This window comes from Herbaspirillum sp. WKF16 (assembly GCF_028993615.1).
GTDB lineage: Bacteria > Pseudomonadota > Gammaproteobacteria > Burkholderiales > Burkholderiaceae_D > Herbaspirillum.
Map to the genome: position 1 here is coordinate 2,088,375 of NZ_CP118632.1, position 12,425 is coordinate 2,100,799.

The 12,425-nt window shown below is 63.2% G+C and carries 13 protein-coding genes; 10 read left to right on the forward strand and 3 right to left on the reverse strand.

Going from position 1 to position 12,425, the window contains the following annotated elements:
- Positions 1-285 precede the first annotated feature (285 nt).
- Genes flhB through Herbaro_RS09600 form a run of 5 tightly spaced genes read left to right on the forward strand, consistent with a single transcriptional unit; the run spans position 286 to position 6,637 of the window.
- Positions 286-1,461: a flagellar biosynthesis protein FlhB gene (gene flhB, locus Herbaro_RS09580; RefSeq protein WP_275013587.1), complete on the forward strand. Its 1,176-nt coding sequence runs from the start codon at positions 286-288 to the stop codon at positions 1,459-1,461.
- Between the two features lie 2 nt (positions 1,462-1,463).
- Positions 1,464-3,572, forward strand: a complete 2,109-nt coding sequence (gene flhA / locus Herbaro_RS09585; RefSeq protein ID WP_275013588.1) for a flagellar biosynthesis protein FlhA — start codon at positions 1,464-1,466, stop codon at positions 3,570-3,572.
- Positions 3,569-5,059: a flagellar biosynthesis GTPase FlhF gene (gene flhF, locus Herbaro_RS09590; protein ID WP_275013589.1), complete on the forward strand. Its 1,491-nt coding sequence runs from the start codon at positions 3,569-3,571 to the stop codon at positions 5,057-5,059. The genes flhA and flhF overlap by 4 nt, the downstream gene beginning before the upstream one ends.
- Positions 5,060-5,093: 34 nt before the next feature.
- The gene (locus tag Herbaro_RS09595) at positions 5,094-5,894 is read left to right on the forward strand and encodes a MinD/ParA family ATP-binding protein (protein WP_275013995.1); all 801 of its coding nucleotides are present in this window, start codon (positions 5,094-5,096) and stop codon (positions 5,892-5,894) included.
- 5 nt (positions 5,895-5,899) lie between these two features.
- Complete coding sequence (locus Herbaro_RS09600; RefSeq protein WP_275013590.1) at positions 5,900-6,637, forward strand: RNA polymerase sigma factor FliA; 738 nt, start codon at positions 5,900-5,902, stop codon at positions 6,635-6,637.
- 88 nt (positions 6,638-6,725) lie between these two features.
- On the opposite strand, the gene Herbaro_RS09605 is transcribed toward Herbaro_RS09600, so the two are convergent.
- The 3 genes from Herbaro_RS09605 to flgA all read right to left on the reverse strand — a co-directional run bounded on the left by Herbaro_RS09605 (position 6,726) and on the right by flgA (position 8,442).
- Complete coding sequence (locus Herbaro_RS09605; RefSeq protein ID WP_275013591.1) at positions 6,726-7,187, reverse strand: flagellar protein FlgN; 462 nt, start codon at positions 7,185-7,187, stop codon at positions 6,726-6,728.
- 31 nt (positions 7,188-7,218) lie between these two features.
- Positions 7,219-7,542: a flagellar biosynthesis anti-sigma factor FlgM gene (flgM, locus tag Herbaro_RS09610; RefSeq protein ID WP_275013592.1), complete on the reverse strand. Its 324-nt coding sequence runs from the start codon at positions 7,540-7,542 to the stop codon at positions 7,219-7,221.
- A 165-nt stretch (positions 7,543-7,707) separates the two neighbouring features.
- The gene (flgA, locus tag Herbaro_RS09615) at positions 7,708-8,442 is read right to left on the reverse strand and encodes a flagellar basal body P-ring formation chaperone FlgA (RefSeq protein ID WP_275013593.1); all 735 of its coding nucleotides are present in this window, start codon (positions 8,440-8,442) and stop codon (positions 7,708-7,710) included.
- A 210-nt stretch (positions 8,443-8,652) separates the two neighbouring features.
- Here flgA and flgB point away from each other — a divergent pair, with 210 nt between their 5' ends.
- The 5 genes from flgB to flgF all read left to right on the forward strand — a co-directional run bounded on the left by flgB (position 8,653) and on the right by flgF (position 12,401).
- Entirely contained in the window at positions 8,653-9,081 is a 429-nt protein-coding gene (flgB, locus tag Herbaro_RS09620; protein WP_275013594.1) for a flagellar basal body rod protein FlgB, read from the forward strand.
- 6 nt (positions 9,082-9,087) lie between these two features.
- Positions 9,088-9,492: a flagellar basal body rod protein FlgC gene (flgC, locus tag Herbaro_RS09625; RefSeq protein WP_275013595.1), complete on the forward strand. Its 405-nt coding sequence runs from the start codon at positions 9,088-9,090 to the stop codon at positions 9,490-9,492.
- A gap of 11 nt (positions 9,493-9,503) precedes the next feature.
- Positions 9,504-10,226, forward strand: coding sequence for a flagellar hook assembly protein FlgD (locus tag Herbaro_RS09630; RefSeq protein ID WP_275013596.1), 723 nt, complete (start codon positions 9,504-9,506; stop codon positions 10,224-10,226).
- Positions 10,227-10,266: 40 nt separating this feature from the next.
- Positions 10,267-11,553 carry a flagellar hook protein FlgE gene (gene flgE / locus Herbaro_RS09635; RefSeq protein WP_275013597.1) on the forward strand — a complete coding sequence of 429 codons (1,287 nt, stop codon included), beginning with the start codon at positions 10,267-10,269 and terminating at the stop codon, positions 11,551-11,553.
- Between the two features lie 110 nt (positions 11,554-11,663).
- On the forward strand, positions 11,664-12,401 hold the full coding sequence (gene flgF / locus Herbaro_RS09640; RefSeq protein WP_275013598.1) for a flagellar basal-body rod protein FlgF: 738 nt from the start codon (positions 11,664-11,666) through the stop codon (positions 12,399-12,401).
- The last annotated feature ends 24 nt before the right edge of the window (positions 12,402-12,425 follow it).

Consider the following 12,425-nt stretch of genomic DNA (forward strand, 5'->3'; position numbering starts at 1 on the left):
CATGTTGTTGTGTTGAATGCATCAAGGACGGCGCCGGGGTGATTTCCTTGGGGAAATTGCCGCTGGTGCGGCCGCCGCCCGTTTTTCTGCCAAACGATCTTGCCATTTCGATACGCGTCGTTCTGCCACAGGCAGAGCATTGCGTTTTTGCCTAGTCCGAAATGGGGGACGTTTGTCCTCCTATTCCCCTGATGATTCCGCAGCCCGCTCGCCAATAATCCTGCCTATTGTTCTCGAAATCCGTCTATCAACCGGGAACGATGATTTTGCAGGGGGATTCGGCAGATGGCCGACGACAGCGACATGGAGCGGACAGAACCCGCCACGAGTAAACGCCTTGAGCGTGCTCGTGAGCAGGGTGATGTACCTCGTTCGCGCGAAATGGCGACCTGCGTGCTGCTGCTGGTGGGCGGCAGCTGCGTCTGGATGTTCAGCGGTCCCCTGGTGACCAGCCTGAACCGCCTGATGGTCGCCACCATGAGCTTCGAGCGCGCGGCCGCTTTCGATCCTGTCGTGCTGTTCAACATGTTCAGCGCGCATTTCATGGAAATTGTCGTGGCGACAATTCCTCTCGCATTCCTGATGACTTTGGCTGCAATAGCGTCTCCGCTGATGCTGGGAGGTTGGTTGTTCAACGTCGAGTCGCTGGCGCCGAAGTTCAGCAAGCTCAATCCGATCAGCGGCATCACCAACATGTTTTCCCTGAATTCGCTGGCGGAGCTGGTCAAGGCGGTACTCAAGACGCTGCTGGTGGGCACCGTCGCCTGGATAGTGATCCGCGGCCAGATCGATGCCGTCATGGGCCTGGGCGTGGAGTCGCTCAAGACCGCCAGCAGCCATTCGGCCCATCTGATGTGGATCAGCTTCATCACCATGGTGTCGGCGCTGATTCTGATTGCCATCCTGGACGTGCCTTACCAGATCTGGAATTACGGCAAGAAGCTGCGCATGACGCGTGAAGAGGTCAAGCAGGAGCACAAGGAGTCCGAAGGCGACCCGCACATCAAGGGCAAGATCCGCGCGATGCAGCGCGCCATGGCGCGCCGCCGGATGATGTCGGAGGTGCCGACGGCCGACGTGGTGGTCACCAACCCGACCCACTATGCCGTCGCGCTGAAGTACACGGAAGGCAAGATGGGCGCGCCCAAGGTGGTGGCCAAGGGCTTCGACGATGTCGCCGCCAAGATCCGCGAGGTGGCGCGCGAGAACAAGGTGCCGCTGCTGGAAGCGCCGCCGCTGGCGCGTGCGCTGCATACCCATACCGAAATCGGCGACGAGATTCCGGAGGCGCTCTACACCGCCGTGGCCGAAGTGCTGGCGTACATCTTCCAGCTTCGCACCTACGGCCAGTTTGGCGGCAACAGGCCGGTCGAGCCGACCGACCTGAACGTGCCCAAGGAAATGGACCCGGTCACCGCGACCAAGAAGCCGCGCGGACCACAAAGTAGAACACTGCAGTAACTATGGCAAAACTGAACACCTTGAAACTGCCGGCCTGGGTGCCGCTGAAAAACGGCAAGGCGCTGGCTGCGCCGATCCTGATCGTCATGATGCTGGCGATGATGGTGCTGCCGCTGCCGGCTTTCATGCTGGATCTGCTGTTCAGCTTCAACATTTCGCTCTCGGTCATCGTCCTGATGACCGCCCTCTATACCGTCAAGCCGCTCGACTTCATCGCCTTCCCGGCGGTGCTGCTGGTGTCCACCATGCTGCGCCTGTCGCTCAACGTGGCCTCCACCCGCGTCGTGCTGACCGAAGGCCATACCGGCCCGGACGCCGCGGGTAAAGTGATCGAGGCCTTCGGCCACTTCCTGATCGGCGGCAATTACACCGTCGGTATCGTGGTGTTCGTCATCCTGACCATCATCAACTTCATGGTGGTCACCAAGGGCGCCGGCCGTATTGCCGAAGTGGGCGCGCGCTTTACCCTGGACGCGATGCCCGGCAAGCAAATGGCGATCGACGCCGACCTCAACGCCGGCCTCATCGGCGAACCCGAAGCCCGCGCCCGCCGCAAGGAAGTGGCGCAGGAGTCGGAGTTCTACGGCGCCATGGACGGCGCCTCGAAATACGTGCGCGGCGACGCCATCGCCGGCATCATCGTGACGGTGGTCAACATCGTCGGCGGCCTGATCGTGGGGATGGTCCAGCACGACATGGCCTTCGATGCCGCGATCAAGAACTACACGCTGCTGGCCATCGGTGACGGCCTGGTCGCGCAGATTCCCTCGCTGATCATTTCCACCGCGGCCGGTGTGGTGGTCTCGCGCGTGGCCAACGACCAGGACGTCGGCGGGCAGCTGATCAACCAGCTGTTCGCCAAGCCGGAAGTGCTCTACATCACGGCGGTCATCATCGGCGGCATGGGCCTGATTCCGGGGATGCCGCATTTCGCCTTCATCCTGCTGGCCGCCGCCATGGCCGGCGGCGCCTACGCCGTCAGCAAGCGCGCGCAGGAAGCCAAGGACGACAAGGCGCAATCGGAGTCGGGCGCTGCCGCCTCTGCTGCGGCGCCTGCGCAGGAAATGGAAGAGGCCACCTGGAGCGACGTCATGCCGGTCGATACGCTCGGCCTGGAAGTGGGATATCGTCTGATTCCGCTGGTGGACAAGTCGCAGGGCGGCGAGCTGCTCAAGCGGATCAAGGGCATTCGCAAGAAGTTCGCCCAGGAAGTGGGCTTCCTGTCGCCGCCCATCCATATCCGCGACAACCTGGAATTGAAGCCGTCGGCCTACCGCATCACCCTCAAGGGCGTGGACGTGGGCAAGGGCGAGGCGCATGCCGGCCAGTTCCTGGCGATCAATCCCGGCATGGTCACCGGTCCGCTGCCGGGCATGATGACCACCGATCCGGCCTTCGGGCTGCCTGCGGTCTGGATCGACAACAGCCTGCGCGAGCAAGCATCCACCATGGGCTACACGGTGGTCGATGCCGGCACCGTGGTGGCGACCCACCTGAACCACCTGATCACGACCCATGCCGCCGAATTGCTGGGCCGGCAGGAAGTGCAGAGCTTGCTGGATCACCTGGCCAAGGACGCGCCCAAGCTGGTCGAAGACCTGGTGCCGAAGATGTTGCCGCTGGGTACGTTGCAGAAAGTGTTGCAGAACCTCCTCATCGAGGGCGTGCATATTCGCGATATGCGCACTATTATCGAAACCTTGGCCGAACATGTGGCGCGCAGCCAGGAGCCCAGCGAGCTGACGGCAATCGTGCGTATCGCCCTGGGTCGCGCCATCGTGCAGCAGATCTTCCCGGGCGAGAGCGAGTTGCCTGTCATGGCGCTGGACGCCAAGCTCGAGCGCCTGCTGATGCAGGCGCTGCAGGCCAGCGGCGACAGCGGCGGCATCGAGCCCGGCCTGGCCGATTCGCTGGTGATGCAGGCCGAGCAGGCCGCGCAGCGCCAGGAGCAGATGGGGTTGCCGGCCGTATTGCTGGTATCCGGGCCGTTGCGTACATTGATGGCGCGTTTCCTGCGTCGCGCTCTGCCTAATTTGCGCGTGCTGTCGCACGCTGAAGTTCCTGAATCGAAAACGATTAAAGTTACCAGCCTAGTTGGAGGGCAAGCATGAACGTCAAGAAATTTATCGCCAATTCGTCTCGCGAGGCGTGGCGCCAGGTTCGCGAAGCGTTGGGTCCGGACGCGGTCATCCTCTCCAACCGCAATATTCCCGATGGCGTGGAAATCCTCGCCATGGCCAACGAGGACATGACCACCCTGGTCGGTCCCAACGGTACGCGACAGGTGCCCGGTGCCGCGCAGGCCGCCTCGCTGCAGCAGCAGTCCGGCCTGCCCCCGGCGCAGCAGCCCAAGCGGCCGGCCTTGCTTTCTTCCCCGATTGCCCAGCAGCCGGCTCGCGCCAAGCGTCCCGAAGATGCGCCGCTGCTCAATCAGCAGGCGCTGGGCCGCATCCCGGCACGCGACGCGGAGCAGGTTCCGGCCGCCGATGCGCGCGTGTGGCGCAGCCGCGGCAGCGACAGCGACGGCAATCGCCGGCGTGAGGCGGCCGACGCGCAGGAGCAAGACCAGGACCAGGATCAGCGCCCGCGTTCGGCCCTGCCTGAGTTCGACGGCAAGGACTACGATGAGATCCTGTCCGAAGTGATGACCGAAATCCGCTCCATGCGCGGCGTGCTGGAAACCCAGCTGGCGGAGATCTCCTGGGGCGGCGCGCAGAAGCGCGAACCGCTCAAGGGCCAGGTCATGAAGGAAATGCTGGCGGCCGGCTTCTCGGCCAGCCTGTCGCGCCTGATCACCGAGAACCTGCCGACCAACTCGAAGTCGCAAGACATCATGTTCTGGGTCAAGTCGGTGCTGGCGCGCAACCTGAGCACGCTGGGCAACGAAAACGAACTGCTGGAAAACGGCGGCGTGTTCGCGCTGGTCGGCCCGACCGGCGTGGGCAAGACTACCACCACGGCCAAGCTGGCGGCGCGCTGCGTGATGCGTCACGGCTCCGGCAAGCTGGCGCTGATCACCACCGACGGCTACCGTATCGGCGGCTACGAGCAACTGCGCATCTACGGCAAGATCCTGGGTGTGATGGTGCACTCGGTCAAGGATGAAACCGACCTGCGCATCGCGCTGGAAGAGCTGAAGGGCAAGCACACCGTGCTGATCGATACCGCAGGCGTCGGCCAGCGCGACCAGATGGTGGCCGAGCAGGATGCCATGCTGGCCGGCGCCGGCGTGGACATCAAGCGCCTGCTGTGCCTGAACTCCACGGCCACCGGCGGCACCCTCAACGAAGTGATCCACGCCTACTCGAAGTCGGGCCTGGCCGGCTGCATCATCACCAAGCTGGATGAAGCGGCCACCATCGGCAACGTGCTCGACGTGGTGATCCGCCACAAGCTCAACCTGCACTATGTGGCCAACGGACAGCGCGTGCCGGAAGACCTGCACGTGGCCAACAAGCTCTACCTTGCCGATCGCGCCTTCAAGCAAAAGCGCGAGACCGCGCCGTTCGAATTCCAGGAGGGCGAGTTACCGGGCGTAGTCGGCCCGACGGCCCTGTCCATGAATGACAAAGGCCTGCGCGAGGTGAGCTTTGGCTAGTTACGACTTTGACCAGGCGGCAGGCCTGCGCCGGATGCTGGAGCGTCCGGTGCCGCGCCTGTTCACCTTCTTTTCCGTTCTCGGCGAGGAAGACAAGAGCGCCACGCTGATCAACCTGGCGGCGTCGATCTCGCAGTCGGGTCACAACGTGCTGGTGGTCGATGGCGGAGTCGCCTCGTCCGGCCTGCTCACTCGCATCGGGCTGCGCCACGATGTCGCCACCCTGCAGGAAGTTGCGCAAAAAGAACGCTCCATGCACGAGGCCATGCGGCTGTTGCCTGAAGGCTTCTCGATGGCGCGCATCGCCCGCCGCACCGTACCTTCGGCCGCCAATCCCCAGGCCGGCCGGTTGGCCGAGATCTTTGACGCCCTGATTGAACAAGCTGAAATTACGCTGGTCAACGGAGTATTGGCGGACGACCAGTCGCTGCCGGTGTCGACCATGGAAATGGGCGAAATCATCATCCAGGTCTCGACGACAGCCTCATCCATCAAGGCGGCCTACGTGCTGCTGAAGAGCTTGAGCGACCGGCTCGGTCGTCGTCCCTTCAGCCTCATCGTCAACGACGCCACCGAGGCGGAGGCGCAAACGGTGTATGCGAACATGGCGCAGGCTGCCAGCCGTTATCTGGCGGCGCAATTGAATTTCCTCGGATCGATTCCTGCCGATGAGCATATTCGGCGGGCTTGCGGCCAAGGCAGGGCGGTGATGGACGTGTTCCCGTTCGCGGGCGCTACCATTGCCTTCCACCGCCTGGCCAAACGTTTTGTAGCGCCGGAAGCGGCGCGCAGCACTTACGGCATGGCAACCGATGGTGCGAGTCTCGGAGTGTGACGTGCATGTATAACGTCAAGGGAAAAACAGGCAAGAATGATTTGTTGCAGCTGCATGCGCCGCTGGTCAAGAAGCTGGCGCATCAGCTGAAGGCAAAATTGCCCCCTAGCGTCGAGGTGGATGACCTGATTCAGGCTGGCATGATGGGCTTGCTGGATGCCGTCAATCGTTACGAGGAAACCCACGGCGCCCAGTTTGAAACCTACGCCGTGCAGCGCATCCGCGGCGCCATGCTGGATGAGCTGCGCAGCAGCGACTGGCTGCCGCGCAGCATCCGCCAGAATGCGCGCAAGGTGGAAGAGGCCTTGCAATCGCTGCTGCAGCAGCTGGGGCGCCCGCCCCAGGAAAACGAAGTGGCCCAGCACATGAAGATGAGCCTGGTCGAGTACCAGGCCCTGCTCACCGAGTGCGGCGGCCACCAGCTGATCTATTACGAGGACTTCCACGACGACGATGGCGGACACGAGCATTTTCTCGATCGCTATCAGTCCAGCGCCGGCTCGGATGATCCGCTGCAGAACCTGATCAATGGCGGTTTTCGCGAGGCGGTGGTGGAGTCCATCCGCGCCTTGCCGGAGCGCGAGCAGATCCTGATGGGTTTGTACTATGAGCAGGAGATGAACCTGAAGGAAATCGGCGCCGTGATGGGGGTGTCGGAGTCGCGCGTGTGCCAGCTGCACAGCCAGGCGATTTCGCGCATGCGCTCCTATCTGCGCGAGCACTCCTGGACGGGGGTGGCGTGAAGCCGGCGCATTGAGCGGATGCTCCGCTTGTCCAAGCAAAAAGCCCGGCATTGCCGGGCTTTCTTGTTTGCGGTCCAGTGTTTGCCGGTCAGACTACGCCGAGCCGTCGGCCGCTGGACTTGATGCTGTTCTGGCCGTCGGGGCCGTAGAAGTTGCCGGTGCCGGTCTTGCCTTGCAGGATGGTCAGGGCGCCCTGGTTGACCGACAGCTTCTTGCCGATCAGGATGCCGTTGACGCGATTGACTTCCTTGGCGTCCTGGGCCAGTTCGAACAGGTCGGCCCAGATATCCTTGTCGGCATCCGAACCTTGCTCATTCATCCAGCGTTGCATGCCGGCTTCGTCCTCGGTATAGCCGATGCTGGCCAGGAGCTGGTGGCGATTGCCGGCCAGTGTGGTCATTTCGGCAACCAGCGAGGCTTTTTCGGAGATGATGTCGGTTACGCCTTCGGCCGAGGTTTCCGCCAACAAGGCCTGCTCCTGGCGGAGCTTTTCGACCAGGCGAACCAATGCCGCCTTTTCCTGGGGGAGACTGCTTGCGGGATTGCTCATGCCGATTCCGTGTAAAGCGTCTGGGACGAGGTCAGGCCTTGCGCGCGCTGATCAGCGTCTTGACGGTATCGAGCAGGCCGGTCGCGACTTTCTCGGGATCAACCTGGAAGGTGCCGTTGGCGATGGCGGCCTTGATCTCGGCAACTTTCTTCGCGTCGAAGCTGCCGTTGCTGCCGCTGGCCTTGGTTTCGAGCGTCTGGTAAGTCGACGAGAGGCGCACGCTGTCCGATGCGGCTGCCGTTGCGGCCGCGGAGTTGCCGGCCGTTGCACCGGCTTGGGCGCCATTGCGCGGCTGTGCCGGGGTCTGCTCGGTAGTGCGTCCGGCGGCGGATTTCAGGGCGTCATTAACGTTCACGGCAGTATTCCTTGTAGGGTGGGGGCGCAATGCACCCGCCTGTCGCTCTGATTATCGGCCATTTCTTCGCAAACTTTAATACCGGAGGCCCTAAATTTAGGCCTTGGACGCATTTTTCTTTACAAGCCCGGCGCAGAGAATTCCCATCGGAATCATTTCCGTATATCAATAGTTGATTTCCAGGATTCCGCCGGCCTTCGCGATGCCGCTGACGACTTGTCCTGCCGCCGTGCGGGCTTGCGCCATCTGGCCTTCGGTGGCATTGGTCAGCGCGCGCGCTTCGGTGGAAATCTGGAATCCCGGGCCGTTGGAAATGACCCGCACCGCCTGGCCTTGCTGCACCACGCGCTGGTTGCGGATCGAATCCATGCGCAGCGGAGTGCCGGCGCGCACCGACATGGCGGCCACCCGTCCGACGGCCTGCGCTTCTTCGGTGATGACGCCGTTGGGCAGGCTGGACATGTCGCCGCGCACGCGGGTCACATCGCTCAGGCTGATGGTCTGGCCCTGTACCAGCGGCACGGCGGCGACCAGATAATCGGAAATGACCTGGACGCTGGCGCGCACGTAGATGGTCCACGGCGAGGGCGCCACGCATTTGATGCCGATGGTGGTCTTGCCCCACAGGCGCGCGCCGTTGGGCATGAAGGCTTGCGGCTCCAGGCAGGCGGCCAGGTTCAGGCGCTGGTCGACCGGGTCGACCTCGATCGTCACGCTGCCCGGCAGGCCGGATGTCTGGCTTTTCAGGAACTGCTCGGCCGTTTGTTGCAGCACCGTCAAGTTTTGACGCTGGGGGCTGTTGGGGTCGTTTTGCGCGAATGCGGCGGCGCCGGCAGTGACGCCGAGCGCCAGCAAGGCGAGGGCGGCGACGCTGCGCAAGGCGCGGAGAGGGTGTTTCATTTTATGCAACTCGCCCCAAACGGGGCATTGGCGAATCTTGGCAGCAATGTTACTTCGCGCGCACGAGGTCAAAAGCAGAAACAGGGGAGGCTTTTCTCTGCTTATCGCCCATTAGAGATCCGGGGTGGAACGTATGATCAAGCCTACGTAATTCCATCATCGGCGCAGTCCGCTGGAACTTGAGCGGCGCCCGTATTCCTGGAGGACCTGATGGTCTCTAAGCTCGACGACTTCTTTCGCTTCAATGAACTGGCGCTGAACCTGCGCGCCCAGCGCCAGCAATTGATTGCCTCCAACATTGCCAATGCGGACACGCCCAACTACAAGGCGCGCGACATCAATTTCGCCGACACCTTGAAGAACGCGCTGGACAACAAGGCCGCCGCGATGCCGCCGCTGGAGCTGGCGCGCACCACCGCGTCCCACGTGGCGGGCACGGCCGTCGGTTCGGGCGAGGGCAGCATCGGCGGTTCGCCCCTGCTGTACCGCAAGCCGGACCAGGGCAGCGTGGACGGCAATACGGTCGACCTCGACGTCGAGCGCAATGAATTCGTCGACAACGGCATCCGCTACGAAGCCGGCGTCACTGCAGTCAATGGCCAGATCAAGGCCATGATCAACGCCATCCAACCGGGTTAATAAGCCATGTCCCTTTCCAATATCTTCAATGTTGCCGGTTCGGCCATGAGCGCGCAGTCGCAGCGCCTCAACGCCACCGCCAGCAATATCGCCAACGCCGACAGCGCCACCAGCCCGGACGGCACGCCCTACAAGGCCAAGCAGGTGGTGTTCCAGGCCATCCCGGTGGGCGGCGTCAAGGACAGCGGCGTCAAGGTCGCGGCAGTGGTCGAAGACCAGGCCCCGCCCAAGCTGATCTACGATCCGAAGCATCCGATGGCCGACGCCAACGGCTACGTGGCCATGCCCAATGTCAATCCGGTCGAGGAAATGGTCAACATGATCTCGGCTTCCCGCTCGTACCAGACCAACGTGGAAACGATGAACACCGCGAAGGCCATGCTGGTTAAAACCCTTACTATCGGTCAATAGGAATCAACGCCATGACAACCGTCTCCAGCGACCTGCTGAACACCATGAACGGCACGAGCGGCACCAGCTCGTCCAGCAGCACCAGCAGCCTCAACGACAACAGCCCGGACGCCATCCAGAACCGCTTCCTGACGCTGCTGATCGCGCAGATGAAGAACCAGGATCCCAGCAACCCGATGGACAACTCGCAGATGACCACCCAGATGGCGCAGCTGTCGACGGTGTCGGGCATCAGCCAGTTGAACAGCACGCTGTCGACCCTGATGGGCAACCTGAGCTCCTCGCAGGGACTGCAGTCGGCCAACATGATCGGCCACAGCGTGTTTGCCCCGGGCAACAACATCCAGCTGACCTCGGACACCACCAAGGCCGACGACGGCACCGAAACCACCACGCAAAAGGCGGTGTTCGGCGTGCAGCTCGATTCGACCGCGTCGTCGGTCATCGTCACCGTCAAGGATTCCACCGGCGCCGTGGTGCGCACGATGGACCTGGGCACGCAGCCTGCCGGCACCGCGCCGGTGATCTGGGACGGCACCAACGACGCCGGCGGCAAGGCTGCCGACGGCAAGTACACCTTCACCGTCACCGCGTCCAACAACGGCACCGCCGTCAATGCGACCGCGCTGGCATTCGGCACGGTGGCCAGCGTCACGACCGCCTCCGACGGCGTCAAACTGAACGTCTCCAACATCGGCACCATCAAGCCGACCGATGTTGTGCAAATTCTTTAATCGTTATTACCGACAACTTTCGGGGTAAAAGGGGTATCACATGAGTTTTCAACAAGGTCTGAGCGGACTGAACGGCGCAGCGAAGAGCCTGGATGTCATCGGTAATAACGTGGCCAACGCCAGCACGGTCGGCTTCAAGCAATCGCAGACGCAGTTCGCCGACATGTACGCGAACTCGATGAACCGTTCCGGCAACTCGCCGGTCGGCATCGGCGTGACCGTCGCCAACGTGGCCCAGGCGTTCACCCAGGGCAACATCACCTCGACCAACAACCCGCTGGATATCGCCATCAACGGCGACGGCTTCTTCCAGCTGGCAGGCAGCGCGACCGACCTGTCGCCCCTGTACGGCCGCAACGGCCAGTTCGAGCTGGACAAGGACGGCTACATCATCAACCCCAGCATGAACGGCGCCTTCCTGATGGGCTACGCTGCCGGCGTGACCGGCGGCGACCCGGTGCGCCTGCAGATCGATACCTCCGCCATGGCGGCGACGCCGACCACCAAGGTCACCACCAAGCTGAACCTGGACTCGCGCGTGGATCCGCCGACCGTCACCCCGTTCGATCCCGCGCAGCCGAATTCGTACACCAGCGCCACCGGCATGACCATGTATGACAGCCTGGGCAATCCGTACAGCGTGCAGACCTACTTCGTGAAGAACGCCACGCTGCCGGCCGACCCTGCCGCCACGCCGCCGCGCGCGACTCCCCAGACCACCTGGGACGTCTATGCGACGATCGACGGCAAGACCGTGGGCACCGGTACGCCGGTGGTGCCGACCAAGCTCGGCTCCATGACCTTCGACTCCACCGGTTCGTTGATCGCCGCGCCGACCGTCACCCTGGATACGACCGGCTACACCAAGCTGGGCGGCACCTTCCCGGGCACCATCTCCTACAATTTCGTGGGTTCGACCCAGACCGGTTCGGCCTTCGTGCCGCTGGCCGCCAGCCAGGACGGCATGGCGCCGGGCACGCTGTCTTCCTTCTCGGTGGCCAAGGACGGCACCATCGTCGGTTCCTACAGCAACCAGCAGACCAAGAACCTGGGCAGCGTGGTGCTGGTGAACTTCGCCAACCCGAACGGCCTGCAGCCGCTGGGCAACAACCTGTACCAGGCCACCGCCGACGCCGGCGTGCCCCTGGTGGGCAAGCCGACCACCGGCACCTTCGGCACGCTGCAGGCGCGCGCGGTGGAAGACTCCAACGTCGACCTGACCGCTGAACTGGTCAACATGATCGTGGCCCAGCGCGTCTACCAGGCCAACTCGCAAACCATCAAGGTGCAGGATACCGTCCTGCAGACCCTGGTCAGCCTGCGCTGATCGCATGATGGATGCGTGCCGCAAGGCGCGCATGTTTCAAGGCCGCCGGCGTTGCCGGCGGCCGGTTTCAATCAGCAGCGCCGCACCGCGGCGATGCGCAAAGGGGTTTTATGGATCGTTTGGTCTATACCGCGATGTCTGGCGCCAAGCACACGATGGAGCAGCAGGCTACCGCCAGCAACAACCTGGCCAATGCCACGACGACGGGTTTCCGCGCCCAGCTCAATACGTTCCGCTCGGCGCCGGTGAAGGGGGAGGGGCTGGCTACGCGCGCGTTCGTGGTGGATTCCACCGCGGGCAATGACTTTTCGCAGGGGCCGCTCCAGGACACTGGCCGCGCGCTCGACGTGGCGGTGCAAGGACGCGGCTGGATTGCCGTGCAGAGCGCCGATGGCGGCGAAGCCTACACGCGCAACGGCAGCTTCAAGATCAACGAGAACGGCATCCTGCAGACCCAGTCCGGCCAGACCGTGATGGGCGACGGCGGCCCGATCACCATCCCGCCCGACACCACGGTGGCCATCGCCGCCGACGGCACGGTGTCGTCGATCCCGACCAACGGCATTCCCAACGCAGTCAACGTGCTTGGCCGCATCAAGCTGGTCAATCCCGACGACAAGAACATGAAGCGCGGCGACGACGGCATGTTCCGCACCATCACCGGCGCGGCCCAGCCTGACGCCAACGTGCGCCTGGCCAGCGGTGCGCTCGAAGGCAGCAACGTGAACGTGGTGGAGGCGATGGTCAACATGATCAACCTGTCGCGCCAGTTCGAAATGAACATGAAGATGATCCAGACTGCCCAGGACGACGCCACCAAGGCGACCCAGATCCTGTCGCTGTCCTGATTGATGTGACCGCCGATTACCGGA